Origin of the sequence: Shewanella sp. WE21, from assembly GCF_002966515.1 — a bacterium.
In the GTDB taxonomy this organism is placed as follows: Bacteria; Pseudomonadota; Gammaproteobacteria; order Enterobacterales; family Shewanellaceae; genus Shewanella; species Shewanella oncorhynchi.
Genome location: NZ_CP023019.1, coordinates 794341 through 814664 on the forward strand (window position 1 = coordinate 794341; position 20324 = coordinate 814664).

At 44.5% G+C, this 20324-nt stretch carries 17 protein-coding genes and 1 pseudogene; 7 read left to right on the forward strand and 11 right to left on the reverse strand.

Annotated features, from left to right (window positions below):
- Positions 1-93: 93 nt before the first annotated feature.
- The gene (locus tag CKQ84_RS03310; RefSeq protein ID WP_105250091.1) at positions 94-648 is read right to left on the reverse strand and encodes a hypothetical protein; all 555 of its coding nucleotides are present in this window, start codon (positions 646-648) and stop codon (positions 94-96) included.
- Positions 641-1390 carry a helix-turn-helix domain-containing protein gene (locus CKQ84_RS03315; protein WP_105250092.1) on the reverse strand — a complete coding sequence of 250 codons (750 nt, stop codon included), beginning with the start codon at positions 1388-1390 and terminating at the stop codon, positions 641-643. The genes CKQ84_RS03310 and CKQ84_RS03315 overlap by 8 nt, the downstream gene beginning before the upstream one ends.
- A 429-nt stretch (positions 1391-1819) precedes the next feature.
- On the opposite strand from CKQ84_RS03315, the gene CKQ84_RS03320 reads away from it, so the two are divergent.
- On the forward strand, positions 1820-2641 hold the full coding sequence (locus CKQ84_RS03320) for a cytochrome C (protein WP_168824862.1): 822 nt from the start codon (positions 1820-1822) through the stop codon (positions 2639-2641).
- A 10-nt stretch (positions 2642-2651) separates the two neighbouring features.
- Entirely contained in the window at positions 2652-3170 is a 519-nt protein-coding gene (locus CKQ84_RS03325; protein WP_105250094.1) for a hypothetical protein, read from the forward strand.
- A 193-nt stretch (positions 3171-3363) separates the two neighbouring features.
- Here the strand turns inward: CKQ84_RS03325 and nhaD are convergent, their stop codons facing one another.
- The 6 genes from nhaD to tkt all read right to left on the reverse strand — a co-directional run bounded on the left by nhaD (position 3364) and on the right by tkt (position 11735).
- The gene (gene nhaD, locus CKQ84_RS03330) at positions 3364-4833 is read right to left on the reverse strand and encodes a sodium:proton antiporter NhaD (protein WP_105250095.1); all 1470 of its coding nucleotides are present in this window, start codon (positions 4831-4833) and stop codon (positions 3364-3366) included.
- 232 nt (positions 4834-5065) lie between these two features.
- The gene (locus tag CKQ84_RS03335) at positions 5066-5803 is read right to left on the reverse strand and encodes a YdiY family protein (protein WP_105250096.1); all 738 of its coding nucleotides are present in this window, start codon (positions 5801-5803) and stop codon (positions 5066-5068) included.
- Between the two features lie 205 nt (positions 5804-6008).
- Positions 6009-7076, reverse strand: coding sequence for a class II fructose-bisphosphate aldolase (gene fba / locus CKQ84_RS03340; RefSeq protein ID WP_028761627.1), 1068 nt, complete (start codon positions 7074-7076; stop codon positions 6009-6011).
- 221 nt (positions 7077-7297) lie between these two features.
- Entirely contained in the window at positions 7298-8473 is a 1176-nt protein-coding gene (locus CKQ84_RS03345; RefSeq protein ID WP_105250097.1) for a phosphoglycerate kinase, read from the reverse strand.
- Positions 8474-8607: 134 nt separating this feature from the next.
- Positions 8608-9624, reverse strand: a complete 1017-nt coding sequence (epd, locus tag CKQ84_RS03350) for an erythrose-4-phosphate dehydrogenase (RefSeq protein WP_105250098.1) — start codon at positions 9622-9624, stop codon at positions 8608-8610.
- Positions 9625-9740: 116 nt separating this feature from the next.
- The gene (tkt, locus tag CKQ84_RS03355; protein WP_028761630.1) at positions 9741-11735 is read right to left on the reverse strand and encodes a transketolase; all 1995 of its coding nucleotides are present in this window, start codon (positions 11733-11735) and stop codon (positions 9741-9743) included.
- A gap of 445 nt (positions 11736-12180) precedes the next feature.
- On the opposite strand from tkt, the gene metK reads away from it, so the two are divergent.
- The 3 genes and pseudogenes from metK to CKQ84_RS03370 form a co-directional block, all read left to right on the forward strand.
- A complete protein-coding gene (metK, locus tag CKQ84_RS03360) occupies positions 12181-13332 on the forward strand; it encodes a methionine adenosyltransferase (protein WP_028761631.1) in 1152 nt (383 codons plus the stop codon).
- 156 nt (positions 13333-13488) lie between these two features.
- Complete coding sequence (locus CKQ84_RS03365) at positions 13489-13974, forward strand: hypothetical protein (RefSeq protein WP_105252989.1); 486 nt, start codon at positions 13489-13491, stop codon at positions 13972-13974.
- Positions 13975-14051: 77 nt separating this feature from the next.
- Positions 14052-14378, forward strand: a pseudogene (locus CKQ84_RS03370) (transposase); the annotation flags it as partial.
- 137 nt (positions 14379-14515) lie between these two features.
- Here the strand turns inward: CKQ84_RS03370 and CKQ84_RS03375 are convergent.
- Entirely contained in the window at positions 14516-16930 is a 2415-nt protein-coding gene (locus CKQ84_RS03375; RefSeq protein ID WP_105250099.1) for a TonB-dependent receptor, read from the reverse strand.
- Between the two features lie 797 nt (positions 16931-17727).
- Here CKQ84_RS03375 and CKQ84_RS03380 point away from each other — a divergent pair.
- Positions 17728-18132 carry a GNAT family N-acetyltransferase gene (locus CKQ84_RS03380; RefSeq protein ID WP_105250100.1) on the forward strand — a complete coding sequence of 135 codons (405 nt, stop codon included), beginning with the start codon at positions 17728-17730 and terminating at the stop codon, positions 18130-18132.
- A gap of 37 nt (positions 18133-18169) precedes the next feature.
- On the opposite strand, the gene CKQ84_RS03385 is transcribed toward CKQ84_RS03380, so the two are convergent.
- Complete coding sequence (locus CKQ84_RS03385; protein WP_105250101.1) at positions 18170-18520, reverse strand: hypothetical protein; 351 nt, start codon at positions 18518-18520, stop codon at positions 18170-18172.
- Between the two features lie 61 nt (positions 18521-18581).
- Positions 18582-19124 (reverse strand): GNAT family N-acetyltransferase, encoded by a 543-nt coding sequence (locus CKQ84_RS03390; RefSeq protein WP_105250102.1) that lies wholly within the window; start codon positions 19122-19124, stop codon positions 18582-18584.
- Positions 19125-19292: 168 nt separating this feature from the next.
- Here CKQ84_RS03390 and CKQ84_RS03395 point away from each other — a divergent pair, with 168 nt between their 5' ends.
- Complete coding sequence (locus tag CKQ84_RS03395; RefSeq protein ID WP_105250103.1) at positions 19293-20309, forward strand: GGDEF domain-containing protein; 1017 nt, start codon at positions 19293-19295, stop codon at positions 20307-20309.
- The last annotated feature ends 15 nt before the right edge of the window (positions 20310-20324 follow it).

Sequence of the window (20324 nt, forward strand, 5' to 3'; positions counted from 1 at the left end):
CACCCTTTTCATGAATCCCTCACTGGAGACTCACCACAGTAATCACAAATCAATGAGCACTAATCTTAACTGAAATAAACTCAAATTCACTGATTAAATTCGACTATTTACGATTCTGCATCCACAAATGGTATTGCTAGGCTGAAAAAGGACCACGGCATAATCTTTGGTGTCATCCATATCTAACACCTCGATACTGAGATTGTGCATTTCTGAGTCATTAAAATGTAAGCTGCTGATATAGGATAGATATTTCATATGTTCTGGCCAATTTTTTTGCTTTTCAATTTCAGATTCCGTTTTCGTTTTAACGGTAACTTTATAGGTCATGCTATTGGCCTCAATACTGTCGACTTTGCCTTGCATTAAAATATTGCCCGCACTCGTACCGTCAATATTAAAGTAACGATAATTGATCTGCGTATTGTCAGCGGCAATCAAAACATCCACGAGTAGGTAAAATTTACCGTCACTGCTAACACTCGCGCTGCCGCTAGGATTGGCACTAGAATGGCGGTCGAATAATTCAGAGCTGCAATTTAAAATCATCGTCTGATTGGTAGCCGACTGTTTGTATATCACACCGCAGGCCATAATCAATGCCGACAAGATAACAATATTAATCGTCCACTTTAGCCATTTAGCCACAGATGTTAACCTCCTGCAGCCAAGCAGCATCGATGAAGGTTTTCGGTCGAGTGAAATCACTGATTTTAATATTACGGATCACTGACTGACCGAGTTTTTCGCCTCGAAAAGTAATATTAAGCACTTGTTTATCATGGGACAAAGAAGCATAGACATCAGCCCAATCACTTTGACCGCAGGCGATTAATCCTGCACTTAAGCGCTCACCTAATTCGAAGAGTAAAGTGTTATTAGTATTGGAATCAGCAAATAAGTGTAATCGTACTTGCTGGCCAGAAGCCAAAGGTAATATTGAGGTCATAAGTGCTTGGGTTGGCTTACTGTGATCCGTATGATTCAAATAAAACACCGAAAACGCTAACATAAACCCAAATAACACTAAGGCACTCCACAAAGGCACTGTGTGCAATCTGAGGTAATTAACACCTCTAAACTCAGTCCCATTAGATGGCTGTAGTAAATAACCTTGGCCTTTCACGGTTTCAATCAAGCCCTCATATTGAGGTCCAAGAAAGCTGCGAAGCATAAAGACAGCACGGGCCACAGAGGTATCAGTTAGCGGCGGATGTTTTCCATCCCCCGTCTTCAGCATGTGCTTAGAAACCAACTTACCTTGATGCTCAACAAGCAAATTAAGTACTTGTAACTCGGCTCGAGGAAGATGCCAAGATTCATCGCGAGACAACTCAATCAGTATGCCTCGTTCCCGATCAAACCTGCAGTCTCCCAATTGCATCAACATCCACTCAACTCCATAAAAACATAAAGTTAAGTCTATGCAAACTAACTAATGATTAATGTGATCTTGCTAACCCAAGTCAGCAAATAGTTAATTTTCGTGAAATTAACCCCAAGTTCAGCGCTATTAGGCAAAAACATGCGTTAACTCACAGGAATAAATGCCATTTAGCACATGGGAAATTCGGCATAAATTTACATAAATACAACAAATGTCGGGACAATGAGCACCTTGCAATCTATTTAGCTAATTAAAATGCAGAATTTAAGTCGGTTAATTCTATTGTGGTGACGCTATTTACCGCTCATGTAAAAGGCAAATATCCTCCGGCGTAAATCACAATATTTATCTCAAGCATGCTTAGAATTTACGCCATCAATTTATCTTTAGCATTTGATAAATAGAAGTAATCCTACATAGAGGAAATACATAATGAGCATAAATAGACGTCAAGCATTAACTCGTATTATTGGTATTAGCACCGCTGCGGCAGGTGCAACACTCATGGGAACATCGGTTCTCGCGGCAACGAATGCCGATGGTCAATATCAATTAGCGATAGGAGAGAAACTTAAATACGTTCCACTTGATGCAATGGCAACAGCAAAACTGGCCTATGAAACGGGTGGTGGTTGTATGCACCAAGTTTTTCATGCCGTTGTGACTATGCTAGCCCAATCTAATAGTGCCGATGCAGACAAGTTCAAAACAATTCCAACGGCATTAGCCGCCTATGGTTTTGCAGGGGTAACGGGTCAAGGCACGCTCTGCGGTAATCTTAATGCGATAGGCATGTTAGTGAATATTTTAGATGACATTAATGGTCACAATAACGCCGTGATAGCTAATACCTTCCGCTACTACGAAAATACAACGCTCCCTTTATCTTCACCTGAATTTGTTACTGGTATTGGCTCGACAGCAGAAAAAACGGCTCTTGTGGGCAGTTCATCAAAAGCCAAGAGCGTGTTATGTCACTCATCTATCAGTAACTGGTCAAAGGCTTCTGGCTTACCATTCGCGAAAAAAGGTGAACGCTGCTACCGCTTATCCGCGTCTATGGCTTATTACCTAGTAGATGTATTGAATCGTGCCTATCAAGGGGAGAATATCGGCGCCCTTGTTGGTAGTAAGCCAACACCAGATGCGCAAGATTGCCAAACTTGTCACGGTAGCACTAGCACACTAGGCTCAGCGGCAAGTGTAAAAACAGACATGGAATGCACCACTTGCCATACAGGGCATTTCAATTAAGGAGACTGTGATGAAATACCCATTACTCACATTGACCCTCGCGACATTAATGCTCGTAGGATGTGGCAGTGACAGCAATAACACTGAGCCTGAAACGCCGCAGCCACCTCCCGTCGAAAATGCAGTAAACATTGATGAAGCAACGCAAATAAATCTCAAGCTTGAGCAATTTGACTCGAGTACAGGGACAATTCAATTTTCACTGACGGATGCGCAACAAGAAGCGATCACTGCGGCGAAAACCTATGATATTTACTATTTTGGGTTCCCCGACAAAGCCAAGGAATCCTCGAATCCGAAGGCATGGAAACACTGGCATGTTACCCAAAATTATCGTTGCCAAAGTCTTGGAGAATGCAGCGGTAAATTAACCGAAGTCACAAGCGGTCAATATCAATTTGAGATAGCTGGCTTAGATTGGGCTCAGCAGGATCCAAGTGGTTCAGTGGCACAAATTAAAGTCGCGATTCAGATCTACGGTGCAAAAGCCAATAACGAGCTGGATTTAATCCAAGTGCTACCGCAATAATCCTTCCAATGACATATCCAAACAAATAGAGGCATCCATCGGATGCCTCTATTTTATTCATTGATATCTAGACGTTATGCGATTGAATTTTGTTAGCTCGATGTTGTTCGCTAAATAATTCGCGATATTATCCGCTACAAAACGACTCGCAAACGTCAATACAGCCCAAATGATGAATGCTCAGTACTTTTATTTAGAACATCGCGGCATTGAGCCACATATGTACTAAAATGCTCGCGATATAACCCAGCGCAATGACAGGTGTCCAACGCAAATGGGCACCAAAGGTGTAAATCCCCCTAGCTTGTCCCATTAACGCGACCCCTGCAGCACTGCCAATTGACAATAAACTGCCCCCAACTCCTGCGGTTAACGTTACCAGTAACCATTGGCCTAAGGCCATCTCAGGGTTCATCGTCAACACAGCAAACATCACCGGAATATTATCAACAACCGAAGACAACAGACCGATAGCCACGTTGGCATAGGTCGTATCCCAATTGGAATACAAAGCCTCAGATACTAAGCTCAAGTACCCCATAAAGCCAAGGCCACCCACACATAGCACTACACCATAAAAGAACAACAGGGTATCCCATTCAGCGCGGGAGATCCTGCTAAACACATCGAAGGGCACCACACTACCAAGCTGCTGAAGACGCTGCTCGTCCTGACGCAATTCAGCCTTTGCACGTTCGCGGGCAACGGAACGATTGAAGGTTTTACGCAGATAAAAACCAAAGAATTGTAAGAAACCTAATCCCGTCATCATACCCAATACAGGCGGCATACCTAAGAAGGAATGAGCACACACTGCCGTAGCGATTGTGAGTAAAAACAACGCAACAATTCGCTTAGCACCCGGCTTAGTATAAACATGCTCTTTTTCTGGCTCTGGCACAAAATGTGGAATAAACACACTCATAATGGCAGCGGGTAATGCAAAGTTCACTAAAGCAGGAATAAACAGATGGAAGAAATCGCTAAAGTGCACTAATCCTTTTTGCCACACCATTAAGGTCGTGATATCACCAAACGGACTAAACGCACCACCCGCATTAGCCGCAACAACAATGTTGATACAGGCTAGGGTGATAAACTTGCGTTGCCCTGCCCCCACCTTCATCACCACGGCACACATCAATAGCGCAGTCGTTAAATTATCTGCCACGGGTGAGATAAAGAACGCCATAAACCCTGTCAACCAAAATACGGTTCTTAGACTAAAACCACGGCCGACAAGCCAACCACGAATGGCATCAAACAAATTTCGCTCTTCCATAGCATTGATATAAGTCATCGCCACGAGTAAGAAGAGTAGAAGCTCAGCATATTCAAGCAAGTTATGTTTGAATGCCGCTTCCGACACTTCAGACATACCATTTTGTACATACACAAAACCTATCATGCCCCAGATAATCCCTGCCGCGACCAGCACAGGTTTCGACTTGCGTAAATGTAACGACTCCTCAGCCATCACCATTATGTATGCAAGTACAAACACAAAGACGGCAACATAACCCACACTCGAGGCGGTTAAATTAAGCCGTTCTATCCCTTCTGTCATAGCCCATGCTGCAGGTGAGAATCCGCTCAATATTGCAACGCAGAATAGACTCCAGAACGCCATTCCACTGCCTTTAAACAACCGCTGTAATTTCATTAAAGTTCATCTCTACGTAGGAAATTAGTCGAAAATTACCATAGCTTCGGCATAGTAAATGTTGATAAAACGCAACTTTCTATGCATTACCCTATAACCAAAGGCATTTAAAACATTAATTTTTGTATAACTACAGCGATAACTAATAAAGAAACATTTAACTTAGTCTAAAAAGAGCCAATAAAAAAGCACCTCAAAGGTGCTTTTTAGTTTCTAAATCAGTGTCACAGCATTAGAAGGAATATAACAAGGTCATATTGGTTTCTGTATCTGTACTTTTCTTATTATCCAACGGCTCGCTGTTATAGCGCACAATAATGGCAAACTTCATTGCTAATGCACCGATAATATTCGCCGTTAACGAAGTTTCAGAGCGGGCATCGAGCTTATCACCGTAATCTGCAACGAAACGTTGTTGGAATTTAGAGGTGTCAGTGATTTCGCTTTCAAAGTTGATCACGCCGTGAGCGACGACGCTGTCATTGGTGTCATGGCCTTCGATAAGTGCTTGCTCTGTATCAAGACGCTGATAGATATAACCTGGACCGACTTCAACATCTAAAAAGGTCTTACTAGTATCATAGAATCTATAACCATAACCCGCTGCGCCAGATAGCGTGTAATCATAACCTGTGAACGGATCAACTTCATAATTACCGTTAGCAAACAAGTAGCTACGATCTGTCATCTTGTAGTTACCTTGTGCGCCCGCTAAATAGCGTTTCGCGGTAACAGAACCTGTATCCTCTTTATATAAACCTTCGAGTAAGTACTGATTCTCCCAATCGCCAAGCTCATGCTTAAGATTTAAACGCCCTTTGAATGATGAGGTTTCAGTGTTACCTGTGGTTAAGGTTGCACCAAGCTCAGCTTCACCTGCGAATGTCTCATCGCCTTTTACAAAATCGGCCCCAGCTGTCGCCATAAAAGGTGCAGTCATTAATAGTGCTGCGGTCAGTACTTTCTTCATGTTTATCCGTTCCTGTTCCGTTAAATCCAATCCCTATAAATATCTGTTCGTCCCAGCGATGCTGAATAAGCACATATTAATAAGGGTTAGTATTTTCCCCTGAAAATCTGCGCGATATTAACATTTACGATTAAAAAATGAAAATTGCAGCTATTTTAAGTATAAAAAAACCCGCTTTAGCGGGTTTTTATCTCAGCGATAACGCTTACATATTGATCTTAGGATCTAACGCGCCAGACTGATACGCTTTATACATTGCTTGTAAAGACAATGGCTTAATCTTTGATGCTTGACCTGCACAGCCGAAAGCTTCATAGCGAACCGTACAGATATCGGCCATGGCTTCCATTGATGCTTTCAGGAATTTACGTGGATCAAATTCACTTGGGTGTTCAGCTAAGAATTTACGAACGGCACCCGTTGATGCTAAACGTAAGTCGGTATCAATGTTGACTTTACGTACACCGTGTTTGATACCTTCTACGATTTCTTCTAATGGTACACCGTAGGTTTCTGGGATCTGACCACCATATTGGTTGATGATCTTTAGCCACTCTTGTGGCACAGAAGATGAACCGTGCATCACTAAGTGAGTGTTAGGAATACGCGCATGAATTTCTTTGATGCGGTCGATACGCAGTACATCGCCTGTCGGTTTACGACTGAACTTATATGCACCATGGCTAGTACCGATAGCAATCGCGAGTGCATCAACATGGGTATCGGCAACGAAACGCGCCGCTTCTTCAGGGCTAGTCAACATTTGATCGTGACTTAAAATACCTGATGCACCAACACCATCTTCTTCGCCAGCTTGGCCAGTTTCTAAGCTGCCTAAACAGCCGATTTCACCTTCAACTGACACACCACACGCATGGGCAAATGCCACTGTACGACGGGTAACATCAACGTTGTACTCGTACGATGCAGGCGTTTTGCCGTCAGCCATCAAAGAGCCGTCCATCATGACGGATGACATGCCTAATTGGATAGAACGCTGACAAATATCAGGATCGGTACCGTGGTCTTGGTGAATACACACTGGAATATCTGGGTACTGCTCAAGAGCCGCTGCCATCAAATATTTTAAGAACTGTGGGCGAGCGTATTTACGCGCGCCAGCAGAAGCTTGCACTATCACTGGGCTGTCTGTTGCTTCAGCGGCCTGCATGATGGCACGCATCTGCTCTAAGTTGTTAACGTTAAACGCAGGCACACCGTATCCATGTTCTGCTGCGTGATCAAGTAGTTGTCGTAGGGAAATTAACGCCATTTTTTAACTCCAATAATAGGGTGATATCTATCACCGAGGTCGCTATCGTTTGGATGGATTTTTATACCCGCATTCAACTCTGTACCTTAAATAAACAACTTAAATTAAGTACCTTAGATGAATACGGGCGGTTTTTTATAATTTTTTACTTTTATCAAAGCTTTGATGTTATCAGAGCTTATCGCGGCGTCTTATGCGCCGCGTTTTTTAAAACTTAATGATTAAGCGCCGCGTTTTTCTAACATAGCAACAGCTGGTAATTCTTTACCTTCGAGGAACTCGAGGAAAGCACCGCCGCCAGTCGAAATGTAAGACACTTTATCGGCAATACCGTACTTATCAACCGCAGCCAAAGTGTCACCACCGCCTGCGATAGAGAACGCTTTTGAATCAGCAATCGCTTGGGCGATACGCTTAGTACCTTCACCGAATTGGTCGAATTCGAACACGCCCACAGGGCCGTTCCATACGATAGTGCCTGCAGATTCGATGATTTTAGCCAGTGCTTCAGCGCTATCTGGACCAATATCGAAAATCATTTCGCCATCAGCGACTTCGCTAACCGATTTTAACGTCGCTGTCGCAGTTGGGCTAAACTCGCCCGCAACGACCACATCAGTCGGCACAGGAATATCGGCGCCACGGGTCTTAGCATTGGCCACTAAACGTTTAGCTTCGTCGATCAAATCCGCTTCATACAGTGATTTACCAACATTGTAGCCCGCCGCAGCGATGAAAGTATTGGCAATACCGCCGCCAACCACTAACTGATCGACTATGCCTGAAAGACTTTCTAGCACGGTCAGCTTAGTCGACACTTTAGAGCCACCGACAATCGCCACCATTGGACGCGCAGGGTTATCTAATGCCTTGCCTAAGGCATCTAATTCTTGTGCCAGTAATGGACCGGCACAGGCGATTGGGGCAAACATGCCCACGCCATGGGTCGATGCTTGGGCACGATGTGCTGTACCGAAGGCGTCCATCACATAGACATCACACAGCGCAGCCATTTTTTTCGATAAGGCTTCGTTGTTCTTACCTTCACCCACGTTGAAACGCACGTTTTCGAACACAACCACTTCACCCACGGCAACGTCAACGCCATCTAAATAGTCGGTCGCTAAACGCACAGGACAAGACAGGGCTTTTGCCAAATAATCGACCACAGGTTGCATAGAATATTCAGCATTGTATTCGCCTTCGGTCGGACGACCTAAATGCGACATCACCATCACAGCCGCACCTTTTTCAAGGGCCAACTCGATAGTCGGTAGAGAGGCGCGTAGACGTGCGTCACTGGTGACGACGCCATTGCTGACAGGGACATTGAGATCTTCGCGGATAAGCACGCGCTTACCTTGTAGATCCAGATCTGACATATTGATAATTGCCATGGTAACGCTTCCTTTTATAATCAAAAAACAAACTTTTTCACACATAGCCGGTATGAATTGACTGCCGCTCGGCGCTCGACATCCCGTCGAATTGGCATAAATTCAGTGACCCACAAGTGAATAATCTACTTTTATCAGCCTCGCTTGGCCGCAATCATCGCCAAACTCGTATCTAACATACGATTGGCAAAACCCCACTCGTTATCGCACCACAGGAGTAACTTCACCAACTGACCGGCGCTCACGCGGGTCTGGGTACCATCGACAATACTGGAGCGCGGATCATGGTTGAAATCACATGAGACTAAGGGCTCATCAGTATAGCCTAAGATGCCGTTAAATCGCCCATTGGCGGCTGATTCCAGCACCTGATTGACTGTAGCAATATCGACGGTTTTCTCTAAGGTCACGGACAAATCGATGGCGGTCACGTTGATGGTGGGCACGCGCACCGAAATCGCCTCAAACTTATTTTTCATGTGCGGCAAGATCCGCTCAATACCGCGGGCAAGCTTAGTGTCGACAGGGATAATCGATTGACCAGCAGCGCGGGTTCGACGCAAATCATCATGGTAAGCATCAATCACTTGCTGATCGTTCATCGCCGAATGGATAGTGGTAATGGCACCGCTTTTAACGCCAAAGTGGCGATCGAGCACATCGATCACTGGCACGATACAGTTTGTGGTGCAAGAAGCGTTGGACACCACAGTGTGTTCGGCGCGGAGTAAATCGTGGTTTACACCATAGACAATCGTGCCATCGACATCAGCTGAGGATGGATGACTTATCAGCACTTGTTTAGCGCCGGCGTGAATATGGGCTTCGCAGCTTTGACGATCGACTAATACGCCTGTGGCTTCATAGACAATGTCGATGTCCATCTCGTGCCAAGGGAGTTTTGCCGGATCGGGCTCGTGGAGGATTTTTATCGCATCGTCGCCAATCAGCATATGATCATCAACAAGCTTCACTTTATGCGCAAACCGACCGTGGGTGGTGTCGTACTGGGTCAGATGAATAATGGCTTCAGGTTTAGCTAATTCATTAATCGCGACAATCTGCATTTGCTGCCGTTTTCCAGACTCATATAAAGCTCGGAGAATAGAGCGGCCGATACGGCCATAACCATTGATAGCGACTCGGATCATTGAGGTCTCAATTTCCTCTTAATACAAAAACGGCCTGCAAACGATTGCAGGCCGCATTATACAGATTAACACTTAAAAAGTTTAACCTTTTGTATTGAATCTAATCCCTTGAGCGATTAGCCCAATGATTTTGCAGCATTCAGCACATTTTCAACGGTGAAACCGAAGTGATTCAATAGCACGTTACCCGGCGCAGACTCACCAAATGTGGTCATGCCCACAACTGTGCCTTCAAACCCGACGTACTTGTACCAGAAATCGGTATGCGCCGCTTCAATAGCCACACGTTTAGTCACTGCACGTGGTAATACAGATTCTTTATACGCGGCATCTTGCTTATCGAACTCAGTTGTCGATGGCATAGAGACGACGCGAACGTGTTTACCTTGCTCAGTCAGTGCAGCGGCTGCATCCATTGCCAATTGTACTTCGCTACCAGTTGCGATCAGGATCAGTTCTGGTGTACCCGCACAGTCTTGCAGTACATAAGCACCTTTAGCCACGTTGGCTAATTGCTCAGCGGTACGCGCTTGAGCTTTCAGGTTTTGACGGCTGAAGATCAGTGACGTAGGTGCATTACGGCGCTCAATCGCAGCTTTCCAAGAAACTGCCGTTTCTGCCGCATCACATGGACGCCATACGGCCATATTTGGCGTCATACGCAGGTTAGCTAATTGCTCAACTGGTTGATGCGTTGGGCCATCTTCACCTTGACCGATAGAGTCATGGGTATAAACGAAGATGTTTTGAATACCCATCAGCGCCGACATACGGACTGCGTTACGAGCATATTCCATGAACATCATGAACGTTGCGCCGTAGTTGATGAAACCACCATGCAGCGAAGCACCGTTCATAATGCCGCTCATGCCGAATTCACGCACGCCGTAGTAAATGTAGTTACCAGCTGGATCGTCTTGAATACCTTTAGAACCTGACCACAGTGTCAAGTTAGAACCCGCTAAGTCAGCAGAGCCGCCTAACAGTTCAGGTAACATAGCGCCAAATGCACCGATAGCATTTTGTGAGGCTTTACGGCTCGCAATGCCTTCGGCTTTGTCCTGTGATGCTTGCACGAATGCCTGCGCTTTTTCTTCGAAATCGGCCGGTAATTCACCTTTCAGAACGCGACGCTCATATTCAGCAGCCAGTTCTGGGTGAGCAGCGCGATATGCTGCAAACTTCTCGTTCCACGCTGCTTCACGGGCAGCACCGGCTTCTTTGGCATCCCAACCGGCATAAACGTCAGCAGGGATTTCAAATGGTGCATGTGGCCAGCCAAGGAATTCACGGGCGGCTGCGATTTCTGCATCGCCTAGTGGCGCGCCGTGACAATCGTGGCTGCCAGATTTGTTGGGTGAACCAAAACCGATAATGGTTTTGCAGCAAATCATTGTTGGTTTATCGGTAACGGCTTTAGCCGCTTCGATAGCAGCACGGATTGCCGCGCTATCGTGACCGTCAACACCGGCAATCACATGCCAGCCGTAAGCTTCAAAACGTTTTGGTGTATCATCGGTAAACCAGCCTTCAACATGGCCATCGATAGAAATACCGTTGTCATCCCAAAATGCGACCAGTTTACCTAAACCTAAAGTACCGGCTAATGAACAGGCTTCGTGGGAGATACCTTCCATCAAACAGCCATCGCCGAGGAAGCAGTAAGTATAGTGATCAACGATATCGTGACCATCACGGTTAAACTGTGCCGCTAAGGTTTTCTCAGCAATCGCCATACCGACAGCGTTGCTGATGCCCGCACCGAGTGGACCCGTTGTGGTTTCAACACCTGGGGTGTAACCGTATTCTGGGTGACCCGGTGTTTTAGAATGCAATTGACGGAACTGTTTTAGCTCTTCAATTGGTAATTCATAACCAGTCAGGTGAAGTAAAGAGTAGATCAGCATTGAACCGTGACCGTTAGAGAGGATAAAACGATCTCTATCTACCCATTTCGGATTGTTCGGGTTGTGCTTAAGGAAATCATTCCACAGCACTTCAGCAATATCTGCCATACCCATTGGGGCGCCGGGATGGCCTGAATTTGCTTTTTGAACTGCATCCATACTTAACGCACGGATTGCGTTTGCGAGTACTTTACGGGAAGACATGCTCTCTCCTGCTTGTTTGTGGGGTCTAGCGGGCAATTTGGATGCATATTTTCCCCTACATGCCAGTGTGACGCAAACTAAAATTGCCATTCACTCAGCAAAAGATGGCCGAATATGTACCCAAACAACCTGAAGATGCAGGATTCAGGTAGCTTGAGTATATAAGTCGCAGAAACAACCCTGTCACTTTGCTGGCGTTTACTTGAGAGGACATAGCAAGGATCACTTGTAATGGAGAAATAAATTTCTCAAAAACATAGCAAACTTAATACTATGAAATATAAGAAAAATAACCTATTTATGACTGAGCGTAGTCGTTTTCAGGTCACAATCTGAGAGGATTTTTTATTATCGGGGGTGATCGGCAATCGGATTTAAACTAAAATAGCCGTCTAGATGTAGATGCTTCTACACGTTTGAATGCTAACGACGAGATTTTCCTACTATGGCAAAGCACTTGTTTACTTCTGAGTCGGTCTCAGAAGGTCATCCCGATAAGATTGCAGATCAGATTTCTGATGCTGTGCTAGATGCAATTCTGGCTCAAGATCCAAAAGCACGCGTAGCGTGTGAAACTTATGTCAAAACCGGCATGGTATTGGTGGGTGGTGAAGTCACTACCTCTGCTTGGGTTGATATTGAAGAAATCACCCGTAAAACGGTGCGTGAAATTGGTTATACCCATTCAGATATGGGGTTTGATGCAGACTCGTGCGCAGTATTAAACGCCATTGGTAAGCAATCACCCGACATTAATCAAGGTGTAGACCGCGCAGACCCTGCAGAGCAAGGTGCTGGCGATCAAGGGTTAATGTTTGGCTATGCCAACAACGAAACCGACATTCTGATGCCTGCACCTATCACCTATGCCCACGCATTAGTGAAACGTCAGTCTGAAGTCCGTAAAAATGGCACGCTACCTTGGTTACGCCCAGATGCGAAAAGCCAAGTCACTTTTGCCTATGATGATGGCAAAATTGTCGGTATCGATGCAGTTGTGTTATCGACTCAACACAGAGATGACGTTTCACAAGCCGACTTAATTGAAGGCGTGATGGAAACCATCATTAAGCCAGTATTACCGGCTCAATGGTTAAACAAAGATACTAAGTTCTTTATCAACCCAACTGGCCGTTTTGTTATCGGTGGTCCAGTAGGCGATTGCGGCTTAACGGGTCGTAAGATCATCGTTGACACCTACGGCGGCATGGCCCGTCATGGTGGTGGCGCATTCTCTGGTAAAGATCCATCAAAAGTGGATCGTAGCGCGGCATATGCTGCCCGTTATGTGGCAAAAAACATAGTTGCAGCAGGTCTTGCTGATCGCTGTGAAATCCAAGTGTCTTACGCTATTGGTGTGGCAGAGCCGACTTCTATCAGCATCGAGACCTTCGGTACCGGTAAGGTGTCTGAAGAAGTGCTGATCAAGTTAGTGCGTCAACACTTTGAACTGCGCCCATACGGTTTAACGGCCATGCTAGATTTAGCACGTCCAATTTATCAAGCGACCGCCGCTTATGGCCACTTTGGTCGCAGCGAATTCCCATGGGAAGCGACTGATAAAGCCGAAATATTGCGCGCTGACGCGGGTCTATAGTCTTAATTCATTTCAATTTTTACACTTAAGACCCATAAAAAAACCGCTATCCAGCGGTTTTTTTATGTCTGACATTTAGTTAGATTAATAGTGCTAAGACAAATATGGCAAGATAAAAAGCAGCATATACACAGACCATTAGAGTGCACTGATCCCATGACCGATAACGCCATCTTATTACAGCAACTTCAATCTTGTGCATGGGCAGCCAACGTAGGTCTGCCAGAGGAAACAGCAAAGACATACGGTACATTAGAGGAGATCGCCGCTTTTCTTGAATCCGATCCTGAAGCCTTTTTTGAAACACCTTACGAAATCCACTATGAAAGCCTGTGTGTAACAGACCATGACTTGGCAAATTCGTTAAAAACAAAGGCAGTAGTAAATGATGTGCATGCTTGGATTTCTGACAGCGAAGTCGATGAAATTTCTAAGTCAGCTTACCTCTCCACTTGGAAAATTATTCCCGTTGCAGAAATATGCGCGCTGACATCCGATGACGCTAATACGCTCGCAACACTGCTCCTAGCTGACGTTAAACTTTCAGCCTTTACGAGTGAACGCCTATCTTGGTATCTCTGTGGAAGAATACCCTTTGGTTATATTGGTACTTATCCAAACGGACAATGGCTGATTCTGTAGGCTTATACGCTAGCACCTTTAATTTTTCTGACTTCATCTAGGGTCTATTGAGCTTTCGAGAATGATTTTTAGAGAGCATGCCAAGATTGATACTAACCAATGCACGCAGGGAAACGCTATTTCATTTAATGAACAGCACAGGCCGTGTTTATGATAAACCTGAACTATAGACAAATATTCGAAGGCATTCTTTACCACCTTCTAACAGGTATCCCTTGGCAAGATTTACCCAAAGAGTTGAGCCATTGGAGTACGGTCTTTAGACGGTTTTATTTATGGTCTAAAAAGACATTCAGGCCTATTTATTCAAAGCTTTAGCGAAAATGGCCGACACGGAATGGGTCTTTATTGATGGCTCGATAGTGCGGACTCACCAGCACAGTGCAGGTGCACTGAGTAATGAGTAATGAGTAATGAGTAATGAGTAATGAGAGTTACCCTATTGTTTAATTGATAGTGGATACCTTTATCAAACGGGTAACTCTCAGTTTTATCTATCGCCCATGAATATCAAATAATGACTAATGCACAGAGTATTAGTTTAGAAACGTACATTCATACCAACCCAGAAGTTACGGGCCTTATCTTTGTTATTAAAATCATCAACGTAAGATGCTGTGTATCCGTTTTGGCCATTATCGTCAGAGACACAAGTGGTGCTAGTGTCACTACATTCGGTGAAGACAATATCGTATGAAGTAAAATCTTTATCAAACAAGTTATTTACTCGCATGTTGAAGGTGACAAACTCACTCGCCTGATAAGAACCACCAAGATGGAACACGTTATAACCTTTATAGTAGAGTGCAGCATCATTAATGATATCCCAAGAGCGATAACGTTTAGCACGGTATTCTGAGGTCAAGAATACGTTAAATGAGTCGGTCAACTCCCATTTTAATGTCGCGTTTGCCATATGCTTGGCACTGTTCCCGAGTGGACGGCCTTGCTCTGCACCGCTTTTCTGCTCGCTATCTGTGTAGGTATAATTAGCATTTAACGTTAAGGCATCTAGAATTTCCCAACGTCCCGCGAGCTCAGCACCTTGAATAGTAACTTTATCTATGTTGACTGTTTTGCTACTGACTGCATAACCTAAATCAGCATATTCACCCGCATCGGAACATTCTATGCTCGTACCTTTACCACAGGGTTGTGAAGCAATCTTATCGTCAAAGTCATTTTTAAAGATAGTGACGTTAAAATTATGGCCATCTGGATGGGACCAATACAGGGCGACTTCGCTGGACACACTGGTTTCAGCTTCGAGATCTGGGTTACCAAATTGCGGTGAGGTTCCTTGGCCACCAAAGCCAACGACACCATCATACAATTGTGTGGTTTTAGGTGTTTTAAAACCTGTGCTCACCCCACCCTTTACAGTCCACTCATTATTAATGGTGTAAACGCCGTATAGACGTGGGCTGAGTTGGTTGCCAAATATTTCATGATCATCATGACGTAAACCCGCAGTAACAGATAAATCAGAAGTCATGCTCCATGTATCTTCAGCAAAAACAGACCACATATTGTGTTCTTGTACTGCGCCCGGCGTACCTTCTTCCATACCAAATACACCGTCTTTCAACTCACCACGAATCACCTGCGCCCCCGTCACTGCGACATGATTTCCTGCAGCTTCAAATGGAATATCGAGTTTCATATCAAGCGTATATTGATTACTTGCCATTTCGCGTTTAGGTCTAGGCAGGAAAGTGGATTCAGCAATCGCTTTACGTTCGGCTTCAGTCATGCCGGTGTAATCCCCTTTACCATCAATCATCTGCAGTAGTAATACTCGTTCAGCAGTGGTAAATGGCAGTGTGCGGCCATTATTTTGTGTGCCTACATAGGATAGTGACACAAAGCTTGTACCAAAATCCCAAGCACCTTCATGGGTTAACGCCCAAGCATCACGGGTAAATTTTTGAGTCTCGCTGTAACCCGCTCGCGGATTTGATCGTCTTGCCCATTCACCACCGCTGGCTAGACAAGCAGCCTCACGGGAACCTACGCCGCCTTTACAGAAGTTACTGGCAATCCAGAGACTATCGATATTATCAACAGTACCAAGCGGATACTCGCGTTCACCGTTATCATTGATCAGTGGCGTATTATCATAATCTTGAGATGAGGAATCTAAATCAAACCAAATTTTGTGATGTTCATTTAGCGTCCAACTTAAACTCCCACCTAACATATGATTTTCGTTATCGACGGTTTTACCGCCACCACCAAAACCGAGTGAACGAGTGCGTACTTCTCCATTGGGATAATCTACTGGTGCATACTCTGGTGTAGACCCCATTCGATCATAAATACTGCCATGAATAGATAACCCAAGAACGCCTTTAATGAGGGGACCCATCACGCTGAAATCGGTAGTGATATCTTCGCCATAGGCATCATTGGTTTGATGAGTTCGGCTGTGAGTGATAGATCCAGACCATTCGTCGCCCACTTTTTTAGTGATGATGTTCACCACACCACCTAGAGCATCTGCACCGTATAACGTTGATGCTGGCCCACGAATAACTTCAATTCGATCAATAGCATCAAGTGGTGGTACATGACCAAATTGATTGCCACCAAAACTGTTTGGATAAATATCACCATGGTTATTCTGACGCTTACCATCGACAAGGATTAAGGTATAGTCAGATCCCATACCGCGTAGACTGATGGTACCTTGCCCTGTTTTATCACGGGTTTCACCAATATCAACCCCTTCCAAGTCACGCACTGCATCTAGGAGAGTGGTATAAGGTTTTATCATCAAATCTTCTTGGGTGATAACAGAAATACTGGCAGGTGCATCAACCAATTTCTGTTCATATCCAGAGGCAGTAACAACCATAACTTCCATTTTTCTGTCGGGAGCCTCTTCGGCTTGGACAAAATTACCCGCAAATACAGCGGTAATGGCAACTGCCAAGCAAGTTTGACGAAATAACATAAACCTCTCCTGTTTAGTAAACTTAGTTTACAAATGTAACCTACAAATGATTTCGCGAATGAAAATGATTAACATTAGTGAGATCAATCAAAAGTTGAATACAACAGAAATAACATTTACGTTTAGTGAAATTGATCGTAATTTGCTTACATTCATCGCTTGAATGAACTACACGACAAAGGGGGGCTAAACCCCTCCATTCACCGCAAAAAAGATATTTAATCGATTGAAAAATATGAATTTAAAAGAAGTAAACACTTTGTCTAAAAGCTTTATTTAAGCCGTTTTATCTTAACCACCCATCGCATTATCTGAGCCATCGCGTTATCTGAACCATAGTTACATTTTATGCCTTACTATTTCGAACAGGGCTTAATTGCAGGTTTCCAATACAAGGGGATAACGATGCCACGGACAAGAAGATGCAGATAAAGTGAGAAGATATGCCGATGTACTACGAGTCTAGCCAAGTGGTAAAAAGAGCCTATTGGTGCTGAAAGGGTCGCTTGGAGAAAAACTTAATTTCATTATTTATCCAGCAATCTTACGGCGCTAAAATTGGGCAGTATTGATGAACATCATTTGATGATCGTCTATACCGAAGAGAATTCTTCATCCCATTTCAGAGTGGTATCAGCACTGAAAAATGTTATAGGCTAAGTATCATCTGTTTATATTACGAAATATGGCCATTTGTATAGATAACACTGGCCCCGAATTTTCATCAACCGATGTAAAATCTTAATAAATACCTTTTACGTTTATAAAGTAATCACATTCCAGAAAGAGTTTTTGACATGAACTTTGAAGTTATGAGTGAAGAAAATACCGCGATTGTGGATGAGCTGGTAGACGGCGTTCGGCAATATAATGCTGGGCTCTTAGGACCAGAGAAATCAGTACCTTTGACTGTCATTGCACGTGATGAAGCTGGCAAGTTGATTGGTGGTGTGGGTGGTCGAACTATCTATAAAAACTTCTTAATCAATGTCGTCTGGGTTGATGAGCAAACCAGAGGCGCAGGGCTTGGGCGTAAACTGATGGCACTTGCAGAAGCAGAGGCGAAACAACGCGGTTGCCTAGTAGCCCAAGTGGATACCTTATCGATTCAAGCCCCAGTATTCTATGAGAAACAAGGTTTTGAGATCATAGGCATAGTCACCACAACCCCTGAGCGCTACTTTCTAATGAAGAAATATTAATCAAAAAACGATTGAGATACAGGCTGAATAAGCGCACTTAACAATGATCGAAATGGGCATTTTGCATGCAGAGTAGACCGATCTGCTCTTGGGATAAAATAGCGCACTCTAGCGCCTTTTTCGTATTCGTGCGGCTGACTTGCGCATCGCTCAGTTGCGTTATCGTCGCAGAATAGGCATTGATTCGGCCACAATCGAGCCAAATATCTCCCACTTGTACCCAATAATGTTGCAATGCACCTAAGTCAGATAAAAACTCGACTTCAAATCCCCTCGCCTCATACTCATGGTGAGCGCATTCAGATAAGACTAACCTCAAGCTGTCCCAAGCCGATAAATTGACCTTGGCATAAGTCGCTAATAATGACTCAACAAATTGCACATGCATGTATTTATCTCCGTTATTGATATCAGTAGAGATTTAACCCTTAATTCTTATCGTCGAACAACTAAGCTTGGGTCTTTGCCGCCATTAAATAATAATCCCTTGCCGAAACGGTGAAAAAATCCACCACCTGCATGTGCGCTTTACCAGAGTGAGCGGCAAAGGAACGTTCATTATCTTCAGCAATAAAGGTCAGCATATAGCTAAAATGCGGAGCAACTTGGCGACGAATTTCACGGACTAATGCCTCGAAAATCCCTTGCCCACGGTAGGCTTGCTGCACCCATATCGGCCCGTATTGGCAAGAATTGACCTTAGTTAATTTAGGTCCATCCCAATCGAGTTGCCCTAAACGATTCAACAAAGTGCGGTAAATGGACCAATGTTCGAAAAATCCCCAACGGCCTGCAATCACATAACCGACGATCTGCTGCTCAACCTGCGCCACCACGACCCAATGGTGCTGCACTAATTCGCTCAATTCACTGTGGGAAAAAGCTTGCCCTTGTAACCCCATACTGGCGGAAGCTAATTCATCATTAAGATGTTTTTTCTCTAGCATCGCTAATAAATCAACATCTTGAGGTAAGGCTAGTCTAATTTTCACAGTATTCTCACAGCATTATTTCGGCTTTGGCCCCAATTTCGGCCCGCCAGTATACTCGGTTGGGTTAATAGGCACAGCAAGAACAAGGCAATATTTAGGGCTTTGATTTGCTAAATATCCTTTTATTTCCCAAACTTAATGGATATTTAGCCATAGTTAGGCGTTTGTATGTTGCCAGAAACCATTAATCCCAACTTGAGTTTACTTGATAGCGACAATCAACAAGTGAATCTTACTCGCTGGATGCACCAATGTGAGCTAATCAACAGCTATTACAACGCTAACACGGTTTTTATATTCCAAAAGACCAGCGCAGGATTTGAGATCATTGTCAGTGCAATCACTGAAACACCACAATTTACCGCGGGCACTTTGTACTCCGCAGAACTCGAACTTTTTAAACAGATACAAAATAGCCAACCCGACGGTTTATATCAAAACCTCGGCAGCTTTATGTTGGATGATTTACCACGGGATTTTGATGGCATTCAGCACATTCTCTCACGTCCTATCGCTTGGCCGGATGGTAGCCAATTTGGCGCCCTGTGCGTACTCAACCCACATATGGCAGACCCGCTAGCCAATGCCGCTATGCTCGAACCGTTTCAGATATTGCTGCAGCAGGAATTATCTCTGCTGTGCCAGAACCATCGCATTGAATCCCTTTCGATGCGCGATCAAGAAACCGGCATGCTCAACCATTACGGCTTCTTGATGATGGCGCCAAGACAGCTCAATTTAGGCCGCCGCTTTGGTGCCCATGCAGGCATCATCTTCTTTGAATTACTGAGTCCGGATAACACGCCCATCCCCCTCGAAGATAATCACCACAGGCTGTTAGGCAAGTTGATCCAAGATACGATAAGAACCGCTGACGTTGCCGCCCATTACAACAGCACTCAATTTGTGGTACTTGCTTTTGTGGATGGTGAACGGGATGTTCTACATATTATGAAGCGGGTGGAAAAACAGCTAGAACAACAAAACCATCAGCTAAAACTCGATGTGAGTTACAGTTTTTTTACCCCAGAATCCAGCGCTAAACTTGCACCTATGATGGAACTCGCACGGAGTAAACTCGATTCAATGCGCCCACCTGTACCACAAGCCGCAGACACGCCAGTAGAACCCGCCATTGACTCAAGCTTGTACGATAATCCCGCCGCAGATTCGGCAGAGCTTTGATTTAATGAAATTTAG